Below are 26,342 nucleotides of genomic sequence, written 5' to 3' on the forward strand. Positions count from 1 at the left end.
CCGATGATCACGTGCTACCTGAAATACGTTATCGACCCCTACCAGCTCGAGGCCTTCGAGCATTACGGCAAACTGTGGATTCCCCTGGTGGAAAAATTCGGCGGCCAGCATCACGGCTATTTCCTGCCGTCCGAAGGCGCCAACAACATCGCCATGGCGATGTTCACCTTTCCAAGCCTGGCGGCCTACGAAAGTTACCGCCAACAATCGATGAGCGACCCAGAGTGCATTGCCGCCTTCAAACTCGCCGAAGATAAAAAGTTCATCCTCAGCTATGAGCGGAGCTTTTTGCGGCCGGTGTTTGGCGACCGGGATCGCTGATTCAGTCTTGGCGCAGATCCAGGCAATAGGTGTAGTAGCCCGGATCGCGCACATAGCCCAGCGACTCATACAGGCGCTGGGCACTGAAGTTGTCGGTGGCGGTTTCCAGGGTCATGCCCTTGGCGCCCATCAACCGCGCAAAGTCACGTGCGGTGTTCATCAGCAGTGTGCCAACGCCTTTGCCTCGGGCGGCGGGCGTGGTGAACAGGTCGCCGAGCAGCCAGGTGCGGTGCGCGTCGATGGAGGAAAAGGTCGGGAACATCTGCACGAAACCCAGCGCCTGACCGTTGGCGTCCTCGGCGAAGAAGATCACCGACTCGTCGCGAGCGATGCGTTCGGCGATGAAGTGGCGGGACTGGGGCAGGTTCGACGGCTGGCCGTAGAAACCACGATAGGCGTCGAATAATGGGGCGATGATGTCGATGTGGGAGGCGTCGGCGCGCAGGGCCAGGATAGCCATGAGGGTGCTCCATTGCGGTCTCAAGGATTTACAGCCTAGCAACAGCAACGAAAAAAATCCTCACATCACCGTCCCCCCTGTGGGAGCGAGCCTGCTCGCGTTAGCGGACTTTCAGTCAACATCACTGTTGAATCTGAAGGCCTCATCGCCAGCAGGCTGGCTCCCACATTGGATCGCGATCAGACCCGTACGTTACGCCCCGGCAAGGTCGTGCGCTGGCTGTTCTCCCAGTTCTCCACCAGCCCCACCGGCACATCCGACGCCGGCAACATCTTCACCCCGCGAACCAGGTCCGAAGCCCGCTCGGCGAGCATGATGGTCGGCGCATTGAGGTTGCCGTTCGGTTCGGTCGGGAACACCGAAGAGTCGATCACCCGCAACCCCTGGATGCCATGCACCCGCAGCTCGGAATCCACCACCGCCATGTCGTCCTCGCCCATGCGGCACGAGCCACAGGGGTGGTAAGTGCTTTCGAGGTTGTCACGGACAAAGGCATCGAGGTCTTCATCGCTGGTCACCAGCGCGCCAGGGGCGATTTCGCCGTCGCGGAAACGGTCCATCGCCTTCTGCCCGATGATCTCCCGGGTCAGGCGGATGCAACGGCGGAAGCCTTCGCGGTCCTCCTCGCGCTCCAGGTAGTTGAAGCGGATTTCCGGGTGCTCGTACGGATCGGCCGAACGCACCCGCACATAACCACGGCTTTTCGGTTTGTTCGGGCCCGTGAGCACCATGAAACCGTGGCCCTTGATCGGCTTGTTGCCGTCGTAGCGCATCGCGGCCGGCAGGAAGTGGAACTGAATGTCCGGCCAGCGCAGGCCCTTCTCGGAGCGGATGAAACCACCGGCCTCGAAGTGGTTGGTGGCGCCCAGGCCGTCCTTGAACAGCAGCCAGCGCAAGCCGATCATCAGTTTGCTCAGCGGGTCCATCTTGCTGTTGAGCGTCACCGGCTCCTTGCAGCCGAACTGAATGTACACCTCGGCGTGATCCTGCAGGTTCTCCCCTACCCCCGGCAGGTCGTGGCGCACGTTGATCCCGGCCTTGCGCAGGACTTCGGCCGGGCCGATACCGGAGCGTTGCAGCAGGTGCGGCGAACCAATCGGCCCGGACGAGATGAGTACTTCGCGGTTGCAGTACACCTGGTGGGTCTGGCCGCCGTGGTCATACATGACCCCGACCGTACGCTTGCCTTCGAGGATGACCTGCCGCGTCATCGCATGGGTGATCACCGTCAAGTTCGGACGGCCCATGGCTGGACGCAGGTACGCATTGGCGGTGGAACAGCGCACGCCATTCTTCACAGTCATGTGCATCGCGCCGAAACCTTCCTGCATGTAGCCGTTGCAGTCTTCGGTCTTGATGTAGCCCGCCTCCGCGCCGGCTTCGACCCAGGCCCCGTACAACGGGTTTTTCATGTGGTTGCCGTTGGTGGTGTGCAGCGGTCCGGTCTGCCCGCGATAGCTGTCGCCACCGGACTCGTAGCTTTCGGCACGCTTGAAGTACGGCAGGCAGTTCTTGTAACCCCAGCCCTGGGCACCTAGGGATTCCCATTCGTCGAAATCCAGGGCATGGCCGCGGATATACACCAGGCCATTGATCGACGACGAACCACCCAGCACCTTGCCCCGTGGGCAATGAATGCGCCGGCCGTTGAGGTAGGTTTCCGGCTCGGTTTCGTAGCGCCAGTTGTACTTCTTGGTGTTCATCGGGATCGAGAACGCGCTGGGCATCTGGATGATCACGCTCTTGTCGCTGCCGCCGAATTCCAGGACCAGCACCGAGGTGGCCGGGTCCTCGCTCAGGCGGTTGGCCAACACACAACCTGCCGAGCCTGCGCCAATGATGATGTAGTCGTATTTTTGCGTGGTCATGGCTATCTCCCGACCGTCGATTCAGTGAATACCGGCCGTGGTTGCTGTTTGTGGGTCAACGTGTCGCCGGTGGTGTATTGCGGGGAGGTCTTTTCGATCTGCTGGATCACCGCTTCTTCGCGTTTGAGGTCAATCGAGCGGCTCAGCCAGTAGTACGCCAGCCCCGAAACGATCAGCCCCACCAGCCAGGCGATGTCGATGCTGCCCAGGGCCTTGGCCAGCGGGCCGACATACACTTCGCGTTGTTCGACGCCGTCGTAGATGTAGAAGAACGGAATCATCGAGATGAAGCCGATGGCGTAGGCGACGATGCCGCGCAAGCCCCAGCTGCCGTAGATGTTGCCGTGGGGCATGAAGAAGTGCGGGATGGCGTAGCGGCCCTTGCGCACGAAGAAGTAGTCCGTGAGGTTGACCGAGGTCCAGGGCACCAGGAAGTACAGCATCACCACCAGGTAGATGCCGAGCACCGACAGGCCTTTGCCGGAACTCTGGATGCTCAGGGCCACGCCCAGTTGCAGCAGGATCACGAAAGCGATGGCGAGGATCCGCGCCTTGCGGGTCGGCTCGATGTGCTTGATCGAATCGACACAGGTCAGGGTCGTCAGCTTGGCGCTGTAGATGTTCATCGCGATCACCGGCAGGAAAGCCAGGATGGTCACCACCACGACCGCGGTGCCCATCAGCGGCGACACGGTGTTGCCGACTTGACCCAAGGCCACCAGCACATCGGTCGAATGCAGGTGATCGGCCAGCCAGCCACCGACGGAGATCATCCACGCACCGGACAACGACGCCCCGAGAAACACCACGGCGATCAGCTTGCCGCTGGAGGTGTTCTTCGGCAGGTAACGCGAGTAGTCCGACACGTACGGGGCATAGGCGATGTTGTAACTCGCCGCCGCCGCGAACTGCGCGATGAAACCGGTCCAGTTGAAGCCCAGCGGCGCCGGGGCCGCTTCGCCCTCGGCGAGCGCCGGCAACACGGCATCCGGCACCCAGCCCATCAACACCGCCAGGGTCACCAGGCCGTACAGCGGCAACGACAGGTACAACGCCCATTTGAAGCTGCGGTGCATCCAGTCATGGCCGAGGATCGCCAACACCGCCGCCGGGATGGTCACCGCCACCGCGATCACCGCGGGGTTGAAACCGAACAGCGTGTGCAGGCCCTGCATCATCAGCACCAGATTGACGATGTTGAACCCGGCGAACACGAACAGCGTTGCCAAAAGCACCAGGATCACGCCGCGGTAACCGAACTGCGCACGGGACTGGATCATCTGCGGCAGGCCGAGGTGCGGGCCCTGCGAACCGTGAAACGCCATGAACAGCGTGCCGAACATGATGCCCAGGGTGCCGGCGAGTGTGGTCCAGAGCGCGGTCAGGCCGACGCTGGGGCCGACGAAGCCGATGGTCATGGTGAAGAAGGTGAAATTGCCGAGGAACCAGAACGGGCCCTGGCTCGACAGTTTGTCGGTGCGCTCGTTCTCGGGGATGAAGTCAATCGAATGCCCCTCGACGACGGACTTGTCGTCGAGGGAAGAGACACTCGTGGCGGACTTGGCGTTAGTGTTCATGATGGACTCTTATTGTTGGAAGATCATGACGAGATAACCGCGTTCTTTTCGCGTCCGTGCCGATTAACCTGTAGGAGCGAGCCTGCTCGCGATGGTCGTCAACGATAACGCTGGCAACCTGACACCCTGTGGTGCTCTTGAGTTCATCGCGAGCAGGCTCGCTCCTACAAAGGGCTGGCGTCAGCCTGGCAGCGTGATCCACACCGCCTTCGTTTCGAGCAGGTAATCGAGCTGCTCGGCGCCCAGGTCCTTGCCGAACCCGGACTGCTTGTAGCCACCGAACGGCATCGACGGGTCGAGGGTGCCGTGGGCGTTGACGTAGACCGAGCCGGCCTTGAGGCGGGGTATCAGGCTGTGCACCTTGCCCAGGTCGTTGGAATACAGGGCTGCCGCCAGGCCAAAGGGCGAGTCATTGGCCAGGGCCAGCGCCTCTTCCTCATCGTCGAAGGGAGCGGTGACCAGCACCGGGCCGAAGATCTCTTCCTGGACGATGCGCATGTCGTTGCGGCAGTTGGCGAAGATGGTCGGCTCGACGAAGAAGCCAGGGCCATCGACCGGTTGGCCGCCGTAGACCAGCTCGGCGCCTTCGGCCTTGCCGGTCTCGATGTACTCGGTCACGCGCTGCTTTTGCAGGGCCGAGACCAGTGGGCCGATGAAGCAGTCCGGGTCCAGGCCCGGGGCCATTTTCAGGGTGCGTGTGTAGGCGATCAGTTCACGCAGGAATTCGTCATGGACGCTGCTATGAATATAAGCCCGCGTGCCGGCATCGCATACCTGCCCGGAGTTGAAAAACACGCCATTGGCGACCGCTTGTGCCGCGGCCGGAATGTCGGCATCGGCAAACACGATGACCGGCGACTTTCCGCCGAGCTCAAGGGTCAGCCGCTTCATGTCGTCCAGCGCCGCGCGGCCAACGGTAAGGCCTACCGGGGTCGAACCGGTGAAAGTCAATTTGTCGATGCCGGGGTGGGTGGTCATGGCTGCGCCGACCACGCTGCCGCGCCCGGTGACGATGTTGATCACGCCGTCGGGAATGCCCGCTTCCTGCACCAGCTCAGCGAAACGCAGGGCCGACAGCGAGGTCAGCTCGGCGGGCTTGACGACCACTGTGCAACCGGTGGCCAGCGCCGCGCCGAGTTTCCAGGCCATGGTTTGCAGCGGGAAGTTCCACGGCACGATGGCGCCGACCACGCCCACCGCTTCCTTGCGGGTATAGGCCAGGTAATTGCCCGGCAGCGACGGCTCGACGGTGCGCCCGTGGAGCTTGGTGGCCCACCCGGCGAAGTAACGCAGGGTATCGACGGTACCCTGGATATCGACGTCCCTGGCGAAGGCGACTGACTTGCCCATGTCGATCGATTCGATTTGCGCAAGTTCCGCGGCGTTCTGTTCGATCAAGTCCGCCAGGCGCTGGATCAGGCGTTCGCGTTGCGCCGGTTTGGCCTGGCTCCATTCGCCACCGTCGAACTGCGCACGGGCGGCTTGCACGGCGCGGTCCAGGTCTTCAGTGGTGCCCATGGGAATGCGGGTGATCAGGCCTTCGGTCGAGGGCTCGATGACTGCGGACGTCTGGCCGTCGCTGGCGTCGACCCAGGCGCCGCCAATGAACATCTTTTGCGCTTTGCCGAGGAAGGTCTGGGTGGCTTCGCTGATGCCGAACTTCTGCAGGTAATTCTTGACGATCGTGTCCATTTTTATTCTCTCTGCCCGGCAGTCAGGCACTGCCGGGGCTTTGTGGTTTCGATGTTCAGGCTGGAGAGGTTTCGCTTTCAGCGGCCGCTCGTACCTTTCCTCGCTCATGGAAGATGAAACCGATGCTGTTGAGCAGCAGCTGCGCGGCAAGAATCGAGGTCATGCCGGTCGGGTCATACACCGGTGCAACCTCCACCAGGTCCATGCCGACAATGTTGCCTTTGCTGCGCTTGGCCAGGGCCTGGATGATTTCCAGCACTTCGTAGTAGAGGAAGCCGCCGTGGCTCGGGGTGCCGGTGCCGGGGGCGATGGACGGGTCGAAACCGTCGATGTCGATGGTGATGTAGTAGTTGATGTTCTGCGGGATCAGCGCCAGTACGCCTTCGACGCCGAGGCGACGCACATCGCGCACCGAGAGGATCTTCGAACCGGCTTCGTGGGCCGCTTCGTAGTCGTCGCGGTTGGACGACGAGACGTTGCGGATACCCATCTGGGTCATGCCGACAATGTGGTTCATTTCCGAGGCGCGGCGCAGCGGGTTGCCGTGGCCGTAACGCACGCCATGGCGCTCGTCGACGAAATCCAGGTGTGCATCGAAGTGGATGATATGGATCGGGCCGCGGCCTTCGAAGGCCTTGATCACCGGCGCGTGCACCGAGTGATCGCCGCCCAGCACCACCGGCATCACACCGGCATCGAGAATCTTGCGCACGGCGTATTCGGTGTTCTTGTTACTGGTTTCCATGTCGGTGTGGACGATGTCGGCATCACCGACGTCGACCATGCGCACGTCTGACGCCGTCAGGTACATCACGTCATCTTCGTGGTCATAGGCGCCGGCGTGGCCGAAGGAAAACAGCGTCGATGCTTCACGAATCCCGCGTGGTCCGAAGCGTGCCCCGGAGCGCCACTGGGTGCCCATGTCATTGGGTACGCCAAGCACCGCGACGTCGGCATCCAGCGCGTCCCAATCGGTGCACACCGGGGATTTGCCAAAGGTGCAATGACCTACGAATGGCAGGTTCAGGCGACCGGATTCATAACCGTTGTTCGACATTTCTAGCCTCTCCACTTCTTGTTATCGGCTTGACGGACTGCAAGGCGACCGCCGTTGGAAAGACTATGAGCGCAGGTTTTCGTGGAAAAAATGCTAAACATCAGATACTCATATCGGTATTCCCGATGCATCCCCATGCCGGAGGTTCCCGATGATCCAGCTGCACGATGTCGACCTGAAACTGCTCAGGGTATTTGCCACGATTGTCCGCTGCGGCGGTTTCTCGGCCGCCCAGGCGGCGTTGAACGCCGGGCAGTCGACCATCAGCGAACAGATGACCCACCTGGAAACCCGCCTCGGCGTCAAACTCTGCCAGCGCGGGCGCAGCGGCTTCCGCCTGACCGAGCAAGGGGTGGCGATTCACGAAGCCACCCAGCGCCTGCTATCGGCGGTGGAAAATTTCTGCATGGACGCCGACGTGCTCAAGCAGCACATCAGCGGCAAGCTCAACCTGGGGATCATCGACACCACCATCACCGACCCCGATTCGCCGATCCCGCGCACCACCCAGCGCTTCGTCTCGCGCGGGCATGACGTGCACCTGAACGTGTACGTCGGCACTCCAGCAGAACTCGAAGAACGGGTGCTCGACGGCCGCCTGCACCTGGCCATCGGGCACTTCCCGATCCATGTCCCGGGCCTGCTGCAAGCGCCGCTGTATCAGGAGGCGCTGGGCTTGTACTGCGGGCGCCGACATCCGCTGTACGGAAGCAATGCCGAAGGTGCCGAGCTGCTTGAAGAAATCGGCGCGGGCCGCATCGTCGTGCGCGGCTACATGCAGCAATACGACCTGGAACACCTGGGCGTGAACAAGGCGGCGGCCACCGTGGACAACATCGAGGCCTCGGCGATCCTGATCATCTCCGGCGCCTACATGGGCTTTTTGCCGGAGCACTTCGCCGCCCAGTGGCTCAAGTCAGGGGAGATGCATCAACTGGGTCCGGCGAGCCTGCGCCTGAAGTCGCCGTTCGACGTGATCACCCGGCGCGGCGTGGCGCCGCCGCCGATCCTCCAGGCGTTCCTCGAGGACCTGGCCGCCAGCGCGCGCAAAACCGCCAGCGGATGACGTGACACTCGCCAAATTCGAATTCACCCCGGCATACTGATTTTCGTTCGCCCATCTTGCAGGCCTGTCATGCGCATCCACGTCACCTTCATCGACCGCGTCGGTATCACCCAGGAAGTACTCGCCCTGCTCGGCGGGCGCAGCTTCAATCTGGACGCCGTGGAGATGGTGCCGCCGAACGTCTACATCGACGCCCCGACCCTGGGCACCGAGGTGCTGGAAGAGTTGCGCGAGGCCCTGTTCGGCGTGCGCGGCGTGCAGGCGGTGACCATGGTCGACATCCTTCCCGGGCAACGTCGGCGCCTGCAACTGGATGCCTTGCTCGCCGCCAGTTCCGACCCGGTGCTGGCGGTCGATGATCGTGGGCACGTGCTGCTGGCCAACCCGGCATTGATCGCCCTGTGCGGTCGCGAACCGGCCGGTGAATCGTTGGGCACGCTGTTCGACGACGCCGACTTGCAACGCACCTTGATCGCCCACCATTTTCGCCTGCCCATGCACGAGGTCAGCCTCGGCGGCCACACCTTGCTGCTCGATGCCATGCCGATCACCGACGCCGGCGCCCTGCTCACCCTCTATCAACCGAACCGCATCGGCGAACGCCTCTCGGCACTGCACCATGACCACGCCGAAGGTTTCGATGCGCTGCTCGGCGAGTCGCCGCCGATCCGCTCGCTCAAGGCCCGCGCGCAACGGGTGGCGGCCCTCGACGCACCGCTGTTGATCCAGGGCGAAACCGGCACCGGCAAGGAGCTGGTGGCCCGCGCCTGTCACGCAATCAGCGGTCGCCGTGAAAAACCGTTCCTGGCCCTGAACTGTGCGGCGTTGCCGGAGAGCCTGGCCGAAAGCGAGCTGTTCGGCTACGCCCCCGGCGCGTTCACCGGGGCGCAACGGGGCGGCAAGCTCGGGCTGCTGGAACTGGCGGACCAGGGCACGGTGTTCCTCGACGAAGTCGGCGAGATGTCGCCGTACCTGCAAGCCAAGCTGCTGCGCTTTTTGAGCGATGGCTGCTTCCGTCGGGTCGGTGGCGATCGTGAGGTCAAGGTCAATGTGCGGATCCTCAGCGCGACCCACCGTGACCTGGAAAAAATGGTCGGCGAAGGACACTTTCGCGAAGACCTGTTCTACCGCCTCAATGTCCTCAACCTGCAAGTACCGCCGCTGCGCGAACGTGGCCACGACATCCTGTTGATGGCCCAGCACTTCATGCAGCAGGCTTGCGCGCAGATCCAGCGCCCGGTCTGTCGCCTGGCGCCCAGCACCTTTCCCGCCCTGCTCGGCAACCGCTGGCCGGGTAACGTGCGGCAACTGCAAAACGTGATCTTTCGCGCTGCGGCGATCTGCGAAAACCCGCTGGTGGACATCGACGACCTCGACATCGCCAGGACCGCTGTGGAGCGCCGAAACGATGGCGAGGTGGGCAGCCTTGAGGAGGCTGTCGAAGGGTTTGAAAAGAATCTGCTGGAGCAGCTTTATCGCAGTTATCCATCCAGCCGATTGCTGGCTGCACGTTTGCAAACATCCCATAGTGCGATAGCCATTCGGCTGCGCAAATACGGGATTCCCAACAAGTCCTGACTCCGCCAACTCCTGAATCACCCCGCCCCCCTGTAGGAGTGAGCCTGCTCGCGATAGCGTACTGTCAGTCAACATCATTGTTTTCTGTTGCACCGCAATCGCGAGCAGGCTCACTCCTACAGGGAATGGGGTGCGCCTGTTGTGTTGTGTGCAAATCGATACAGCGTATCGAAACCAAGACAAAACCTCCTCGACCTGTCTATATCGGACTTCGGCCCCTTCCCTTCCCGTGCCTGTCTTGATTTCAATACGGCAACCGCGCATCAATTTGCCTAATAAATCACTAAACCATTGATTTAAAACAAGTAATCAACCTTGGCACCGCCCTTGCTATCTCTCCTCCAGACAAGCTCGTTACCCACACCCGAGCCTGCCCATCGCCTCCGCCACCTGCAGCGGATGAGTCTGAACAATGAGGAGTTGATATGAGCGAATTGCGTTTTACCGTCGAACACGAATGGCTGCGTACCGAAGCTGACGGCACGGTTACCGTTGGCATCACGGCGTTTGCCCAACAGGCATTGGGGGATGTGGTGTTCGTTCAGGTGCCTGAATTGGGCAGCTTCGACGCCGGTACCGAAGTGTCGGTCGTGGAGTCGGTGAAAGCCGCCAGCAGCATCGGCATGCCGCTGGACGGTGAGGTGCTGCACGTGAATTCGGAACTGGACAGCAACCCGGAGCTGGTCAACGAAGACCCGCTGGGCGAAGGCTGGTTCTTCCGTTTCCAGCCAAGCGACGCATCGGCTGTCGCCAAACTGCTGGACCAGGCCGCCTACGACCGCCTGATCCAAGAACAGACCGACGCCTGAGGACTGCCCATGACCACCCTCCTCGACACCCGTAACGAATTCATCGCCCGCCACATCGGCCCCCGCGCCGGTGACGAGCAGGCCATGCTCAACACTCTCGGTTTCGACTCCCTCGAAGCCCTGGGCGCCAGCGTCATTCCCGACAGCATCAAGGGCACCAGCGTGCTCGGCCTCGAAGACGGCCTGAGCGAAGCGGACGCCCTGGCGCTGATCAAAGGCATCGCCGGTAAGAACCAGCTGTTCAAGACCTTCATCGGCCAGGGCTACTACGGCACCCACACGCCGTCGCCGATCCTGCGCAACCTCCTGGAAAACCCGGCCTGGTACACCGCCTACACCCCGTACCAGCCGGAAATTTCCCAGGGCCGCCTTGAAGCGCTGCTGAACTTCCAGACCCTGATCAGCGACCTCACCGGCCTGCCGATCGCCAACGCCTCGCTGCTCGACGAAGCCACCGCCGCCGCCGAAGCCATGACCTTCTGCAAGCGCCTGAGCAAGAACAAGGGCAGCCACCAGTTCTTCGCCTCCGTGCATTGCCACCCGCAGACCCTCGACGTGCTGCGCACCCGTGCCGAGCCATTGGGCATCGAGGTGGTGGTCGGTGACGAGCGCGAGCTGAGCGACGTGACGCCGTTCTTCGGCGCCCTGCTGCAATACCCGGCGAGCAACGGTGACGTCTTCGACTACCGCGAGCTGACCGAGCGTTTCCACGCCGCCAACGCGTTGGTGGCCGTGGCCGCCGACCTGCTGGCCCTGACCCTGCTGACCGCGCCGGGCGAATTCGGCGCCGACGTGGCCATCGGCAGCGCGCAACGTTTCGGCGTGCCGCTGGGCTTCGGTGGCCCGCACGCCGCGTACTTCTCCACCAAGGATGCGTTCAAGCGCGACATGCCGGGCCGTCTGGTCGGTGTTTCGGTGGACCGTTTCGGCAAGCCGGCCCTGCGCCTGGCGATGCAGACCCGCGAGCAACACATCCGCCGCGAGAAGGCCACCTCGAACATCTGCACCGCACAGGTGCTGCTGGCCAACATCGCCAGCATGTACGCCGTGTATCACGGTCCGAAGGGCCTGACGCAAATCGCCCAGCGTGTACATCACCTGACCGCGATCCTGGCCAAGGGCTTGAGCGCGCTGGGTCTGAACGTCGAGCAAGCGAGCTTCTTCGACACCCTGACCCTGAACACCTGCGCGCAAACCGCCGCCCTGCATGACCAGGCACACGCCCAGCAGATCAACCTGCGCGTAGTGGATGCCGAGCGTCTGGGCCTGTCCCTCGACGAAACCAGCACCCAGGCCGACGTGGAAACCCTGTGGGCCCTGTTCGCCGCTGGCCAGAGCCTGCCGGACTTCGCCGCCCTCGCCGCTGCTGCGCAAAGCACCATTCCGGCTTCGCTGGTTCGCCAGTCGCCAATCCTCAGCCACCCGGTGTTCAACCGCTACCACTCGGAAACCGAGCTGATGCGCTACCTGCGCAAGCTGGCGGACAAGGACCTGGCGCTGGACCGCACCATGATCCCGCTGGGCTCGTGCACCATGAAACTCAACGCCGCCAGCGAAATGATCCCGGTGACCTGGGCCGAATTCGGCGCCCTGCACCCGTTCGCCCCGACCGAGCAAAGCGCTGGCTACCAGCAACTGACCGACGAACTGGAAGCGATGCTCTGCGCCGCCACCGGCTACGACTCGATCTCGCTGCAACCGAACGCCGGTTCCCAGGGTGAGTACGCCGGTCTGCTGGCGATCCGCGCCTACCACCAGAGCCGTGGCGAAGACCGTCGCGACATCTGCCTGATCCCGTCCTCGGCCCACGGCACCAACCCGGCCACCGCCCAGATGGCCGGCATGCGCGTAGTGGTCACCGCCTGCGACGCCCGCGGCAACGTCGACATCGAAGACCTGCGCGCCAAGGCCATCGAGCACCGCGAACACCTCGCCGCGCTGATGATCACCTACCCGTCGACCCACGGCGTGTTCGAGGAAGGCATCCGCGAAATCTGCGGCATCATCCACGACCACGGCGGCCAGGTGTACATCGACGGCGCCAACATGAACGCCATGGTCGGCCTCTGCGCCCCGGGCAAGTTCGGCGGCGACGTGTCGCACCTGAACCTGCACAAGACCTTCTGCATCCCCCACGGCGGTGGCGGCCCGGGCGTTGGCCCGATCGGCGTCAAGTCGCACCTGACTCCGTTCCTTCCAGGCCATGGCCACATGGAACGCAAGGAAGGCGCGGTCTGCGCCGCGCCATTCGGCAGCGCGAGCATCCTGCCGATCACCTGGATGTACATCCGCATGATGGGCGGCGCCGGCCTCAAGCGCGCTTCGCAGCTGGCGATCCTCAACGCCAACTACATTTCCCGTCGCCTGGAAGAGCACTACCCGGTGCTGTACACCGGCAGCAACGGCCTGGTGGCGCATGAATGCATCCTCGACCTGCGCCCACTGAAAGACAGCAGCGGCATCAGCGTCGATGACGTGGCCAAGCGCCTGATCGACTTCGGTTTCCACGCCCCGACCATGTCCTTCCCGGTGGCCGGCACGCTGATGATCGAGCCGACCGAAAGCGAATCCAAGGAAGAACTGGACCGCTTCTGCGACGCCATGATCCGCATCCGCGAAGAAATCCGCGCGGTGGAAAACGGCACCCTGGACAAGGACGACAACCCACTGAAAAACGCCCCGCATACCGCGGCGGAGCTGGTCGGCGAGTGGTCGCACCCGTACAGCCGTGAGCAGGCGGTTTATCCGCTGGACAGCTTGATCGACGGCAAGTACTGGCCGCCCGTGGGCCGGGTCGACAACGTGTTTGGCGACCGCAACTTGATTTGCGCCTGCCCTTCAATCGCCGACTACGAAAACGCATAACCCCTGTAGGAGCGAGCCTGCTCGCGATGGTCGTCAACGATGACGCGGGAAACCTGGCACCCCGCAGCGCTCTGGAGTCCATCGCGAGCAGGCTCGCTCCTACAGAAGAGCAGTGCCCCCCTATTCAAGAACACCAGAGGAAATCACCATGTTCAGCACCCTTTTTAGCAAGCAGGACCAGATCAAAGGCTACGACGACGCACTGCTGGCAGCGATGAACGCCGAGGACGCACGGCAGGAACACCACATCGAGCTGATCGCTTCGGAGAACTACACCAGCCAACGGGTCATGGAGGCGCAAGGCAGCGGCCTGACCAACAAGTACGCCGAAGGTTATCCGGGCAAGCGCTACTACGGCGGTTGCGAACACGTCGACGTGGTCGAGCAACTGGCCATCGACCGCGCCCGGCAACTGTTCGGCGCCGACTACGCCAACGTCCAGCCGCACTCCGGCAGCCAGGCCAACGCGGCGGTGTACCTGGCGTTGCTGCAGGCTGGCGACACCGTGCTGGGCATGAGCCTGGCCCATGGCGGTCACTTGACCCACGGGGCCAAGGTGAGTTTTTCCGGCAAGCTCTACAATGCCGTGCAATACGGTATCGACACCGCGACCGGGTTGATCGACTACGACGAAGTCGAACGCCTGGCCGTCGAGCACCAGCCGAAAATGATCATCGCCGGCTTCTCCGCCTACTCCAAGACCCTGGACTTCCCGCGTTTCCGTGAAATCGCCGACAAGGTCGGTGCCTGGCTGTTCGTCGACATGGCCCACGTCGCCGGGCTGGTGGCCACAGGTCTGTACCCGAACCCGCTGCCCTACGCCGACGTGGTCACCACCACGACCCACAAGACCCTGCGCGGTCCGCGCGGTGGCCTGATCCTGGCCAGGGCCAATCCGGAGCTGGAGAAAAAGCTCAACGCCGCCGTATTCCCCGGCGGCCAGGGCGGCCCGCTGATGCATGTGATCGCCGCCAAGGCCGTGTGCTTCAAGGAAGCACTGGAGCCGGCGTTCAAGACTTACCAGGCGCAAGTGATCCGCAACGCCCAGGCGATGGCGCAGGTCTTTATCGAACGCGGCTATGACGTGGTGTCCGGTGGCACCGACAACCACCTGTTCCTGGTCAGCCTGATCCGCCAGGGCCTGACCGGCAAAGACGCCGACGCCGCCCTGGGCCGTGCCGGTATCACCGTGAACAAAAACGCCGTGCCCAACGACCCGCAGTCGCCGTTCGTGACCTCAGGCCTGCGCATCGGTACGCCGGCGATCACCAGTCGCGGGTTCAAGGAAGCCCAGAGCATCGAGCTGGCAGGCTGGATCTGCGACATCCTCGATCATCTCGGCGATGCCGATGTGGAGGCTGAGGTCGCCCGCCAGGCTGCCGCTCTGTGTGCGGATTTCCCGGTCTATCGCGACTGATCGCACCCACCCCCCCTGTAGGAGCGAGCCTGCTCGCGATGGTCGTTAACGATAACGCGGGCTTCCTGATGAACACGCGTCAGCTTCACGTCCATCGCGAGCAGGCTCGCTCCTACAGGTCCGGTTCTTGTCTGACAGACTTTGGGAACACCTATGAATACAGTGCAAGTCGGCACCAAACTGCGCGGCGCGGAAAAGGTTGCGCGGATTCCAGTGAAAATCATTCCCACCGAGGAATTCCCGCGCAAACCCGACTGGATCCGGGTACGCATGCCGACCTCCCCCGAGGTCGACCGGATCAAGCAATTGCTGCGCAAACACAAGCTGCACAGCGTCTGCGAGGAAGCCTCGTGCCCGAACCTGGGCGAGTGTTTTTCCGGGGGTACCGCCACCTTCATGATCATGGGTGACATCTGCACCCGTCGCTGCCCGTTCTGCGATGTCGGCCACGGACGGCCGAAACCGCTGGACGTGGATGAACCGCGCAACCTCGCCGTGGCCATCGCCGAACTGCGCCTCAAATACGTGGTGATCACCTCGGTGGACCGCGACGACTTGCGCGACGGTGGCGCCCAACACTTCGTCGACTGCCTGCGCGAGATCCGCAAGCTGTCGCCTGGCATTCAACTGGAAACCCTGGTGCCGGACTACCGTGGCCGGATGGACGTCGCCCTGGCGATCACCGCCCTTGAGCCGCCCGATGTGTTCAACCACAACCTGGAAACCGTCCCGCGCCTGTACAAGGCCGCGCGGCCAGGCTCGGATTTCGAGTGGTCGCTGGATCTGCTGCAGAAGTTCAAGCAACGGGTGCCGCAGGTGCCAACCAAGTCCGGGCTGATGCTGGGCCTCGGCGAAACTGACGAGGAAGTCATCGAAGTCATGCAGCGCATGCGCGAGCACGATATCGACATGCTCACCTTGGGCCAATACCTGCAACCGTCGCGCAGTCACCTGCCGGTCCAGCGTTTCGTGCACCCGGACGTGTTTGCCTGGTTCGCCGAGGAAGGCGCGCGCATGGGCTTCAAGAACGTGGCGTCGGGACCACTGGTGCGCTCGTCCTATCACGCCGATCAACAACTTCATGGAGGTGCCGCCGGTTTCAAGCCATGATGAAGTGACTTGTCATGCCATTGTGGAGGCCCGGCCCGATGCCATTTGTCGTTCGAACATTGCTCCCGATCCTGAGTCTCGCCTTGTCGGGCGTCGTCGCTGCCGAGCCCAGGCCCGGGCACATGGTGTATCTACGCACGATCGACCCGGGTATCGAGCAGGACATTCGCTATGCCAGCGCCCACAACTTCACCGGGCATCCCCTCGAGGGCTACGAAGCGCCCGAGTGCCTGTTGTCGCAGGAGGCCGCCAAAGCCCTGTCCCGGGTACAAACGGCACTGCAGGCGCAAGGCTACGGCTTGAAGGTATTTGATTGCTATCGCCCCAGCCGCGCGGTCGCGGACATGGGGCGCTTCGCCACGGAGCCGGGCGACCCACGCAAGGCAGAATTCTATCCCCGGGTGGACAAGCAGGACTTCTGGCGCCTGGGCTATGTGGCGCGGGTATCCAATCACTCCAAAGGCGGCACCGTCGACCTGAGCATGACAGGCCCGGGCGCCCTGCCCGCCGATACCTGGACGCCCTCAGCCACGCCCGTCGACTGCACGGCGCCTTATGGTCAGCGTTGGCACGACGGCGCCGTCGACATGGGCACCGGTTTTGATTGCTTCGACGAGCGCGCCCATTCCGATTCGACGTCGATCACGGCGACGGCCATGGACAATCGCCAACGACTGACCCGCGCCATGGAGCAGGAGGGATTCACCGGTTACTCCGCCGAGTGGTGGCACTTCACTTACACCCGGGATGCGACGTTGAACAGCGTCATGAACTTCCCCATCACCCCGCTGGCGCCATGAACAGGCTTGGCAGAATCTGCACGCTGCTGATCCTGCTGCTGCCCTGTGCCGCGATGGCCCAAGGGCTCGAAGCAAGTGGCCAGTTGATCGTGGTCACCAGCAAGCACTGGGATGACATCCAGGGCAGCGCCCAACGTTATGAACGGCACGGAGATAGCTTCCAGAAAGTCGAAGCGCCCTTTGCCGTCGTGCTGGGAAAAAACGGCATGGGCTGGGGCAAGGGACTGCTCGACACTCGGCCACTTGAGGGGCCGGTGAAACAGGAAGGTGATGGAAAGGCGCCAGCCGGGATGTTCAAGCTGGGCAGCGCATTTGGCTACGACGCCTCAGCTGAAACGCGCCTGCCCTATCTCGCGTTGACCCCGACCATCGAATGCGTGGATGACAGCCAGTCCACGCGCTACAACGAACTGGTCGACGGCGCCACGATTGCCAGGGACTGGAACAGCTCCGAACGCATGCGCCGCCCTGATGACTTGTATCGCCAGGGCATTGTCATCGAGCACAACACCCCGGCATCCCCCGCCGCCGGCTCCTGCATTTTCTTCCACATCTGGCGTGGCCCCACGACACCAACACGGGGCTGCACGGCGATGAGCCCTACGGATATCGCTCGCCTGTTCAGTTGGCTGGACCCGCGCCAGTCCCCGCTGCTGGTGCAATTACCCGAGGCGCAATACGAACAGTTGCGCGAACGCTGGAAGCTTCCTGAACGTTGATCAAGGGTTCTTCTCCCATCGACAGGTCAGGGCGTTGAATCGGGCGCCTGGCCTGACGCAGCTTGTGGGCCGTTTCTACGAAGGGCGTGACGATCAGGCTGTGGAGCGTCAGGTAACGTTCCTGGTCGCCGGTGCCGAATTGGATAACCTCGGGTTTCGCCTGTGTGACGTAGAGCGTGCCGAACATCCAGTCCCAGAGTGACAGGTTGACCCCGAAGTTCTTGTTGAAGTGCTGCGGCGCATCGCTGTGGTGAATCTGGTGCTGGGCCGGGCTGTTCAACACATGCTCGACCACCGGCCCGAAGGACAGCCAGACATGGCTGTGGCGCAGGTTGGCCGCCAGGGCGTTGAGGATGAACACGATGTAGGTCACGCCGAACAGCGTGTAGCGGCTGATCTCCCCGCCGCAGGCGTACCAGAAGAGGCCGGCAAAGGCGCTGATGAACACGAGGTCGATCAGCCGCTCGACCACTTTCTCGAGAAAATGCACCCGGCTCGCCGTCACCGGGACCAGCACCGTCGCCGAATGATGGACTTTGTGGAACGCCCACAGGTAACGCGAATGGTAAGCGCGGTGGGCCCAGTAATGGATGAAGTCCTGCAGCAGAAACACGCCCAGGCCATAGAGCAAGGACAGGGCCAGGTGCTCCTCGACCTGCACCCGTGCGCCCCACAGGTGAGTGAAAAAACGCACGTAGTCCCCGGAGCGCAACACATACGGGTCCACCAGCCCAACGATGGGCACCACCAGCACGACTTTCAGAATGCCGCGCACGAAGTAATAGCGGTAATCGAGCAGCGCCGAGGGATGAAAATGCACGCGGTTGCCGCCGATGAACTGCCAGAAGCTATGCGCGTCCGTCAGCCCACGGGATTGGCGCCAGCGGAACAAGCCGTAAGCCACGACGTAGGAGGTGAACAGAAAGGCCACGCAGAGACGGCCATTCAGGTCGAAGAGCCCCAGGAACTGATCGCTGACAGGCGCAATCACCCACCTGTACAGGTACTGGTCGATCGGTTCGAGAACATCCACGAAAGGCTGCCCCCTGCTGAAAGTAGAGCGTTGTGAGTCGGTTGGAAAAACGCTTGTCGCAGGAGCACGGCTTGCGGCTCCTGCAGGATATTATTGCGGATGTATCTTATTCAGGTCTTGAGATTTCAGCAACCGGCATAACCCCTGCCGATGTCCTGGCCAGCAGCAAATACAGGATTCCCGGCACCACCAGCCCGACGATCCAGGAAATGTCCACGCCGCCCAGTTGCGCGACCATCGGTCCGGAATAGAAATGGGTGTCGACGAAAGGCAGCTGGATCAACACGCCGATCACGTACACGCTGATCCCCTGCAGGTTCCAGCGGCCATAGCGCCCTGCCGGGTCGGACAACGCCGGGATGTCATAACGCTCCTTGTTGATGAAGTAGTAGTCCACCAGGTTGATCGCGCTCCAGGGGGTGAAGAACGTCAGCAGGAACAGGATGAAGTACTTGAACGAGTTGAGGAACGAGTGCTGGCCCAGCAATGCAAGGGTGGTGGACGCCGCGACAATCACCAGCACGAACAGCATGCGCTGGCCGGCGGTGATTTGCAGGCGACCGCGAAAGCCGCTGATGATAGTGGCCACGCACATGAAGCTGCCATAGGCATTGAGGGTCGACACTGTGACCTTGCCGAACACCACGCTCAGGTACAGCAAGGACGCCACCACCCCGGTACTGCCCAGCCCGACGATGGTCGCCACTTCATGCCCGCGAAAGTTCGCCCCCGCCAACGCTGCGGCAAACACGCCCAGCACCATCGACGCCTGGGCGCCCAGCACTGTGCCGAGGCCGACGGCGGTGAAGGTTTTCCAGGAGGAGGTCGTGCTCGGCAAGTAGCGCGAATAGTCCGCCACGTACGGGCCAAAGGCGATCTGCCAGGAAGCCGCAAGCGACACCGCCAGCAGGAAGGTGCTCCAGCTGAAGTGGCGGTTTTCCAGTAACAGGCCGATGTCGTTGAGGCTCATCAAGCGCGCGAACAGATAGACGAACGCGATCACGCCCAGCACGCTGGCCACCCGCCCGACCAGGTGGATCACCCGGTAACCGAACATCGTCAGCAGCGCGATGCACGCGGCGAAAATCAGGATGCCCGTGCTGTCGCTGACACTGATCAACTGGGCAATCGCCTGCCCCGACAACACCGCACCGGTGGCGCTGAAGCCCAGGTACATCAGGCACACCAGCACAATCGGGATCGCCGCGCCGTAGACCCCGAACTGCACGCGGCTGGAGATCATCTGCGGCAAGCCGAGCTTCGGCCCTTGGGCAGCATGCAGCGCCACCACGGCCCCGCCCAGTACCTGGCCGATCAGCAGGCCGATGAGTGACCAGAACACGTCACCGCCCAACACCACGGCCAACGCCCCGGTGACGATCGCAGTGATCTGCAGGTTGGCGCCGAGCCACAGGGTGAACTGGCTGTACAGGCTGCCATGGCGCTCGGCCTCGGGGATGTAATCGATCGAACGGGTTTCGATCAGGGGACTTCGTTGCTGACTATCGGTCATTATTGTTGTTCTCTTCGAAAGTAAAAGGCATCACACAAATCCTGTAGGAGTGAGCCTGCTCGCGATAGCGGTGTGTCAGCTTGCATCAGTATTGAATGTGCCACCGCCATCGCGAGCAGGCTCGCTCCTACAGGGGGATACGTTTAGCTGGCAGGTTCGGCAGCAGCCACCTGCCCCACAAACGGCGCCTTGGCCCACACCACCTTGCCGCCCACCAGTGTCAGCAACACCTGATTGCGCCCCAATTCGTCCTCAGGTACCTGCATGAAGTTCTTGTCCAGCACGATCAGGTCGGCAAACTTGCCCACCTCGACCGATCCAGTCACCTTTTCCAGCCTCAGCTGCTCGGCAGCATTCAGCGTGATGGTGCGCAGCACCTCGGCACGGGACAACGCCGGGTCGCCATTGAGCCTGCCCGCGTATTTGGGGCCGTAGCTGTGCGGGTTCTGTGGATCGCCCGCGCGGGTGACACCGATCTTCAACGCGAGAAACTCGTCGAGCGGGTCGACCGGCCAGTCGCTGCCATACGCCACCCGGCCGCCGGCACGGGTGATGCTGCCCGACGGTTCCATGCGGGAGAACCGTTCGGCACCCAGATGATCGCTGGTCCCATCCACCGTGGACGGTGCCTGCTGCGCCCACTGGAACGACATGTTGGCGGTCACGTCCAACGCCTTGAAGCGCCCGTAATCGGCGGGGTCCACCGATTCGGCGTGGGTGATGGCCGGGCGGAATGGATGGCCGGGCAATTGCTGGCGCACGTATTCGATGCCATTGAGCGAGTCGCGTACCGCGCGGTCGCCGGTGGCGTGCAGGTGCGGGTCGAGACCGGCCTGAACGGCTTTGAGCAGCAGCGGATTGAGTACCTGCGGCGAGAAATACAGTTCGCCACGGTTTTTGCCTGGGGTCCATTTCGGCGCATGCTCGGTGCCGGCGTTATGCAGATACGGCGTCAACATCGCCCCGGTGTCGGCCGGCGCATTGATGATGCCGTCCATGAACAACTTGACGTGACGCATGCTCACACCCGGCGCGACCTTGGTTTCGCCCTGGTCGTAGGTGCTGGCCAGGGCCTTGGCCTCGGCGATGGTTTTATCCGGGTCTGCAGTGGCGGCGGCCGGGTCAAGCTTGATTGCCAGCAAGGCCCGGGCGGTCAGTTCGCCGGACTGCGCGAGGGTGGTGAACGCCTTGGCGTTCTCCGGTCCCGACATTGCATCGAAGAAACTGGTGATGCCTTGCTGGCGCATTGCGTCGAGCGCGGTGCGGCTCTGGATCAGCTTCTCGGCATCGGTAGCGGGCGGCACCACGGCGGCCATGGCATCCGCCGCGCCGTCCTCGCAGATACCGGTCGGGTTGCCGGCACTGTCGCGCACGTATTTGCCATCGCCGGGGTTGGCCGTGCGCTTGTCGATGCCCGCCACCGCGAGGCCGCGGGAGTTGAGCAGCACAGTGTGGAAGTCGGTGGAGCGTACCTGGATCGGGCGCTGGGTCTTGAGCGCATCGAGGGTCGATTTGTCGGCATCGCCGTCCAGGCCGGTCATGCCCATGCGATCCCAACTGCCGACTTCGAGCCAGACGTCGGGGCCCTTGTCCTTGTCCGCGTCCAGACAGGCCTGGATGGATTCCTGGAACACCTTGCGGGTCATCGTCTGGTACTTCAGGTCGCACAACGTCATGGCGCGACCGCCGTCCCCCGGATGCATGTGCGCATCGATGAAGCCCGGCATCAGCATGCGCCCTGCCAGATCGATCAGTTGCGTCTGGGTGCCAATGTAAGAAGCCGCGCCGTCATCGCTGCCGACGTACACTATCTTCCCGTCCTTGACGGCGACCGCTTGTTGCACCGAATCCTGGCCGTCGACGGTGTATACGTAACCGTTGCGCATGACCATGTCGGCGCCGGTTGAACCTTGTGTCTGGCACCCCACCAGCGCCACGCAGGACACGGCCGTTGCGCCGGCCACGGCGATAAATAGCCTGGACAATTTCAATTGCCTCACCCCTTTTTATAGTTTTTGCAAGGACTCAGCCGGGCGGCCGCGCATGTCCTTGATATGCAGGGCATACCCTATAGAGCACGGCGCTCGAATGGACCTCTGCAAATGAGGAGGGGTAAGGTAAATGTCCTTATGCGGGGGAACCTGGAGAGCGCAGCACCGAACCCAGCTCCACCTTGCTCTTCACCCCGAGTTGCAGGTAGCAGTTGCGCAGGTAAGTGCGCACGGTCGCCGGGCTGAGGGCGAGGATTTTGGCAATTTCCTTGTAGGAATGGCCCGCAGCGAACAGCATCGCCACCGTCCGCTCCCGGGGCGCCAGCACTACGCCTTGCGGCTGCGTTTCCAGCGACAAGATGACGTGCTCGGCGTTCGGGCTGAGGGTCAGTGCCGAACGCCCCAGGCGCATCACACAAGGTGCTCTGGATAACTGCGCGATGACCTCGGCGGGCAGCGTCGAGCCGTTCCAGCCGGGCAACTCCCGTTGAATGAGCGCGCACAATCCGGCGCCGATGTAGAGCAGGTCACCGTCGCGCCGCGCGACCCCGAAGTCGCTGGCGCCGTTACCGGTGTCGACGCGGATCATGTCCTGCACCTGAAACCGCCACAGCTGTAGCAGGTGATCGCAGAACGCCGAAAACAGACCGGCCTCAGCGTCGCTGAAGGCCGTTGCCTCAGCCCCACGGTACAGGCAAACGAAAAACATCAAGCCGCTTTCCGGCAGCTCGAAGGTGATGCACATCGGGTGGTAGAGATCATGGCGTCGAGCAAAGGCTTCGACTTCGATGTGGGGGTCGCCGAAGCCGCTAACGCGGATGACTTCGCCGGGACGGCTCAAGGTGTCATGGGAAAACCTGTCGCTGCCGGCGCTCTGTTGCCATTCGCCGGCAAACGAATCAGGCAGGTCAATGCGCCCGTGCATCCAGCTTTGCGGCGGTGCGCTGGCGACCGAGGTGGACATCTCGCCCCACCACGCCGAAGCGAATGGCACCAGTTGACGGAACGCCTGCAAGCCGTCGGCAATGAATTCGGCGGCACCGCGTTCTCGCGCCAGACGCCCCAGCGCCAGCAGACAACGGTTGAACGCCTGCAGCGTGGTCATCGAGGTGTCGACACCGACCTGATTAACCTCCTCCATCGTGCCGATCCTGTTCGCAGCTTGGTTTGTCGCCGGGACCATGCCACAGGCGCCGCGATGGCGTCTACGAAGTGGGTGATTTCTGGATGAGTTCCAAGGAGCCTTCGATTTCCTCGGCGACCAGGCTTTCAAGGCAGATCATATTGCGGTCACGGATTCCTTGCTCCTTGAGCATGGTCACTGTGCGAAACAGGTATTGCGCCGCCGATCCCCAATGCCCTGCTGCGCGAGCCAAAACTTGCGCAACCTTGTCCATCGGCAACTTGCCAGCATAGGCCTTGCCGTCCCGGGCGGCGACAAATGCCAACGCTCGCAGGGGCCCGGTCGCGGTTTTCACGGTGATCCAGCGCGCGACGTTGGTCGGCGGATTGGCGTCGATTTCCCGCGCCAGTAACAGCCCGAGCTGCTTGAAATGGTTCTTTGCGGGCAGGCGGAAAGCCACGCCCTGACAGCTGCCACCGCGATCAAGGGCGAGCATCAACGCCGGCAGCTCGCGGGTGCCACGCCAGCGGGTCAGGGTCAGGCAGAACGAGCGATGCCAACCGAAAGCGGTGGCACTGCAGCGCTCTTCGAATTCGAATTCCGGGTTCCAGATCAACGAGCCGTAGGCGAACACCCAAAGCGTTTGCGGCCTGTACTCCTGCAATAGCGCCAGCGCCATCGCATCGAACTCTGCCTGGGTGTGTTCGGCCGTACCAGGTTCGGGCCCGGGATCCGGCTCGAACCGTTCGACAAGGGCGACCAGTTCCGCCGTGAGGTTTCGCCGGGGGGATGGTCGGGCTTTGCCTGCGTCCATATTCGCCTCTCGATATGGATCGAACGGGAACCTGAAAGACTAGCAGCGCGCACCGAATTGTCCTGTGGGGCCAAGCGTCATTGCACCACGCTGCTCAAGTTATACAACGATGGCCGCCGGTCCCGGTGCAGGTCGTTGCGCTCGCTGATGCGCTTGTTCCGCGCCTCGGCCAGGTTCAGGGTGGCCAGCAGAATCTGCTCGCCACCCTGCTCCGCCGGACCGGCCAACGGATAACCGTCGGCATCGACGATCACCGAACCTTGCACCCAACTCACCCCGCGCTCATGGCCATGGCGGTCACAGGCGGCGATGAACATTCGGTTGACCGAGGCATTGGCCTGCACCCGCAAGACTTCCGCCGGGCGCTCGGTCTGCGGCCTTGGGCCGTCGGGCCAGTTGACCGGCGCACAGAGCAGGTCGGCACCGGCCAGCGCCGGCAGGCGCACCCACTCGGGGAATTCCAGGTCGTAGCAGATCAGCATGCCGATACGCCCGTGGACGGTTTCGATCACCGGTGGCGCGGCATCGCCGGGGGTGAAGATTTCCTTCTCGGCATCCCACAGATGCGCCTTGCGGTACACCGCGCGCAAACCCTGGGCATCGATCAGCGCGGCGCTGTTGGCCAGTTCATCCCCGGCCAGACGCTCGCAGAATCCGCCGACGATGACGATGTTCAATTCACTGGCCAATGCCTGCCACAGGCGCAAGGTCGGCCCCTCGGCGGTTTCCGCCAGGGTCAGTGCTTCTGCGCGGTCGGCAAACAGGTAGCCGCTCTGCACCAGTTCCGGCAACACCACGACCTGGGCCCCCTGCAGGGCCGCCGAGCGGATCGCGCGCTCGGTGAGCGTGCGGTTGTAGGCGAGGTCGCCGATTTTCGGCGCCAATTGGCAGCAGGCGACCAGCGTATTCCTTGGAGTGTTCAACGCACCGACTCCGCGGATGAATGGGTCATGGCAACGATGTCGTGCTCAGTGATCGAATCGATGACCCGGCGCTCGGCAGCCAGGTCCAGGGAGCGGCTGAGCAGGAAATACGTCAGGCCCGACACCAGCAAGCCCACCAGCCAGGCAATGTCGACGCCTTCCAGCACCCGCGCCAGCGGACCGACGAAGACTTCTTTACCGGCGGCAGCGTCAAAGATGTAGAAGAACGGCACCATCGCAGCAAAGCCGATCAGGTACGCCACGATGCCGCGAAATTGCCAGGCGCCGTAGATGCCCTTCGGTGTGAAGAAATGCGGGATCGCGTAGCGGCCCTTGCGCACGAAGAAATAGTCCACCAGGTTGACCGCGGTCCAGGGCACGAGGAAGTACAACAGCAACACGAGGAAGGTGTTCAGCAGCGCGATACCGTCACCCTTGATCGACAGCACGCAGGTCAACAGGATGAGGCTGATCACGCTGATCGACAGCACCCGGGCGCGGGGTGTCGGGGTGATCTTGCTGATCGAATCGACACCGGTCAGCAACGTCAGCATGGCGCTGTAGGTGTTCAGCGCAATGATCGGCAGAAAGCCTGCCACCGAGACCACCACCAGCAGATTGCCCAGCCCGGGAATCATCGAGGAACCTACCTGGTTCAACGCCACCAGTGCATCCACCGCTTTGAGTTCCTGGGCGAGCCAGGCACCGAGGCCGATCATCCAGCTGCCCGACAACGACGCGCCGATAAATATCGCCGCGATCAGTTTCGGCCGGCTGGTATTTTTCGGCAGGTAGCGCGAATAGTCGGAAACGTAGGGCGCATAGGAAATGTTGTAGCTGGCGCCGATGGCGAACAGGGTGGCGAAGGCGATCCAGCTGAAGCCCAGGTCGGTGGCCGGCGTGACGCCCTCGGAACCCGCGCCGAACATCAGGGCGATGGTGACAAGGGCATACAGCGGCAGCGTCGCCAGCAACGCCCACTTGAAGGCCTTGTGCATCAGGTCGTGGCCGTAGATCGACAGCAGAGCGCCGATCAGCACCACGGTCACGGCGACGATGGTCGGGTCGATGCCGAACACATGCTCCAGCCCGTTCATGATCAGCGAGACGTTCACCACGTTGAAGCCGACGAACACGAACATCGTCGCCATCAACGCCAGGATCACCCCCCGATAGCCGAACTGGGCACGGGACTGGATCATCTGCAGCAGACCCATTTCCGGCCCTTGCGAACCGTGGAAGGCCATGAAGATCGTGCCGAACATGATGCCCAGCGCGCCGGCCAGCAGGGTCCACAACGCCGACAAGCCGAGGCTGGGGCCGACGAAACCGATGGAGATGGTGAAAAAGTGGAAGTTGCCCAGAAACCAGAACGGCCCCTGGCTGCTGAGTTTGGCGTGACGTTCGTTTTCCGGGATGTAATCGATCGAGTGGCCTTCGATGGCCAACCCGCTGCTTGCCTCGGCGGCATGCGCGGAAAGTGGGGACCCTGACATACGATGATTCCTATGCAGTTGATTGTTTTTGTTTTGAGCGCAGCGGTCGATTCTCCAGAAAAAGCTGACGATGACCCTGCTTTCCCTGCAATGTATGGCGTTGGCCTCAG

Annotated in this window: 21 protein-coding genes; 9 read left to right on the forward strand and 12 right to left on the reverse strand. The window is 62.7% G+C overall.

Going from position 1 to position 26,342, the window contains the following annotated elements:
• Positions 1-3 precede the first annotated feature (3 nt).
• Positions 4-321, forward strand: coding sequence for an NIPSNAP family protein (locus tag OH720_RS21175; RefSeq protein WP_008055757.1), 318 nt, complete (start codon positions 4-6; stop codon positions 319-321).
• Between the two features lies 1 nt (position 322).
• Here OH720_RS21175 and OH720_RS21180 read toward each other — a convergent pair whose 3' ends face one another.
• The 5 genes from OH720_RS21180 to speB form a co-directional block, all read right to left on the reverse strand.
• Entirely contained in the window at positions 323-781 is a 459-nt protein-coding gene (locus tag OH720_RS21180) for a GNAT family N-acetyltransferase (protein WP_272602791.1), read from the reverse strand.
• Positions 782-960: 179 nt separating this feature from the next.
• On the reverse strand, positions 961-2,649 hold the full coding sequence (gene betA / locus OH720_RS21185; protein ID WP_272602792.1) for a choline dehydrogenase: 1,689 nt from the start codon (positions 2,647-2,649) through the stop codon (positions 961-963).
• Between the two features lie 2 nt (positions 2,650-2,651).
• On the reverse strand, positions 2,652-4,226 hold the full coding sequence (locus OH720_RS21190) for a purine-cytosine permease family protein (RefSeq protein WP_272602793.1): 1,575 nt from the start codon (positions 4,224-4,226) through the stop codon (positions 2,652-2,654).
• 180 nt (positions 4,227-4,406) lie between these two features.
• On the reverse strand, positions 4,407-5,918 hold the full coding sequence (locus tag OH720_RS21195) for an aldehyde dehydrogenase family protein (protein WP_272602794.1): 1,512 nt from the start codon (positions 5,916-5,918) through the stop codon (positions 4,407-4,409).
• A gap of 55 nt (positions 5,919-5,973) precedes the next feature.
• Entirely contained in the window at positions 5,974-6,975 is a 1,002-nt protein-coding gene (gene speB, locus OH720_RS21200) for an agmatinase (protein WP_272602795.1), read from the reverse strand.
• A 151-nt stretch (positions 6,976-7,126) separates the two neighbouring features.
• Between speB and OH720_RS21205 the strand changes: the two genes are divergently transcribed.
• From OH720_RS21205 to OH720_RS21240, 8 genes are all read left to right on the forward strand, one after another.
• Positions 7,127-8,041, forward strand: coding sequence for a LysR family transcriptional regulator (locus tag OH720_RS21205; protein ID WP_272602796.1), 915 nt, complete (start codon positions 7,127-7,129; stop codon positions 8,039-8,041).
• Positions 8,042-8,110: 69 nt separating this feature from the next.
• Positions 8,111-9,619, forward strand: coding sequence for a sigma-54-dependent transcriptional regulator (locus tag OH720_RS21210; RefSeq protein ID WP_272602797.1), 1,509 nt, complete (start codon positions 8,111-8,113; stop codon positions 9,617-9,619).
• Positions 9,620-10,044: 425 nt separating this feature from the next.
• Positions 10,045-10,428 (forward strand): glycine cleavage system protein GcvH, encoded by a 384-nt coding sequence (gene gcvH, locus OH720_RS21215; RefSeq protein ID WP_272602798.1) that lies wholly within the window; start codon positions 10,045-10,047, stop codon positions 10,426-10,428.
• A gap of 9 nt (positions 10,429-10,437) precedes the next feature.
• Complete coding sequence (gene gcvP / locus OH720_RS21220; RefSeq protein ID WP_272602799.1) at positions 10,438-13,293, forward strand: aminomethyl-transferring glycine dehydrogenase; 2,856 nt, start codon at positions 10,438-10,440, stop codon at positions 13,291-13,293.
• A gap of 148 nt (positions 13,294-13,441) precedes the next feature.
• A complete protein-coding gene (gene glyA, locus OH720_RS21225; protein WP_272602800.1) occupies positions 13,442-14,710 on the forward strand; it encodes a serine hydroxymethyltransferase in 1,269 nt (422 codons plus the stop codon).
• Positions 14,711-14,863: 153 nt separating this feature from the next.
• Positions 14,864-15,820, forward strand: coding sequence for a lipoyl synthase (gene lipA / locus OH720_RS21230; protein ID WP_272602801.1), 957 nt, complete (start codon positions 14,864-14,866; stop codon positions 15,818-15,820).
• A 38-nt stretch (positions 15,821-15,858) separates the two neighbouring features.
• The gene (locus OH720_RS21235) at positions 15,859-16,620 is read left to right on the forward strand and encodes a M15 family metallopeptidase (protein WP_272602802.1); all 762 of its coding nucleotides are present in this window, start codon (positions 15,859-15,861) and stop codon (positions 16,618-16,620) included.
• The gene (locus OH720_RS21240) at positions 16,617-17,339 is read left to right on the forward strand and encodes a L,D-transpeptidase family protein (protein WP_272602803.1); all 723 of its coding nucleotides are present in this window, start codon (positions 16,617-16,619) and stop codon (positions 17,337-17,339) included. Before OH720_RS21235 ends, OH720_RS21240 begins: the two co-directional genes overlap by 4 nt.
• Here OH720_RS21240 and OH720_RS21245 read toward each other — a convergent pair.
• The 7 genes from OH720_RS21245 to OH720_RS21275 form a co-directional block, all read right to left on the reverse strand.
• Positions 17,242-18,372, reverse strand: coding sequence for a sterol desaturase family protein (locus OH720_RS21245; RefSeq protein WP_272602804.1), 1,131 nt, complete (start codon positions 18,370-18,372; stop codon positions 17,242-17,244). The genes OH720_RS21240 and OH720_RS21245 overlap by 98 nt on opposite strands.
• A gap of 106 nt (positions 18,373-18,478) precedes the next feature.
• The gene (locus OH720_RS21250; RefSeq protein WP_272602805.1) at positions 18,479-19,885 is read right to left on the reverse strand and encodes a purine-cytosine permease family protein; all 1,407 of its coding nucleotides are present in this window, start codon (positions 19,883-19,885) and stop codon (positions 18,479-18,481) included.
• A 143-nt stretch (positions 19,886-20,028) separates the two neighbouring features.
• Positions 20,029-21,876: an amidohydrolase gene (locus tag OH720_RS21255; RefSeq protein ID WP_272602806.1), complete on the reverse strand. Its 1,848-nt coding sequence runs from the start codon at positions 21,874-21,876 to the stop codon at positions 20,029-20,031.
• A gap of 136 nt (positions 21,877-22,012) precedes the next feature.
• Complete coding sequence (locus OH720_RS21260; RefSeq protein WP_272602807.1) at positions 22,013-23,017, reverse strand: helix-turn-helix transcriptional regulator; 1,005 nt, start codon at positions 23,015-23,017, stop codon at positions 22,013-22,015.
• A 64-nt stretch (positions 23,018-23,081) separates the two neighbouring features.
• On the reverse strand, positions 23,082-23,813 hold the full coding sequence (locus tag OH720_RS21265) for a gamma-glutamylcyclotransferase (protein WP_272602808.1): 732 nt from the start codon (positions 23,811-23,813) through the stop codon (positions 23,082-23,084).
• Between the two features lie 77 nt (positions 23,814-23,890).
• Positions 23,891-24,736: a nitrilase family protein gene (locus OH720_RS21270; protein ID WP_272602809.1), complete on the reverse strand. Its 846-nt coding sequence runs from the start codon at positions 24,734-24,736 to the stop codon at positions 23,891-23,893.
• The gene (locus OH720_RS21275; protein ID WP_272602810.1) at positions 24,733-26,232 is read right to left on the reverse strand and encodes a purine-cytosine permease family protein; all 1,500 of its coding nucleotides are present in this window, start codon (positions 26,230-26,232) and stop codon (positions 24,733-24,735) included. Before OH720_RS21275 ends, OH720_RS21270 begins: the two co-directional genes overlap by 4 nt.
• Positions 26,233-26,342 lie beyond the last annotated feature (110 nt).

Origin of the sequence: Pseudomonas sp. WJP1 (genome assembly GCF_028471945.1) — a bacterium.
GTDB lineage: Bacteria > Pseudomonadota > Gammaproteobacteria > Pseudomonadales > Pseudomonadaceae > Aquipseudomonas.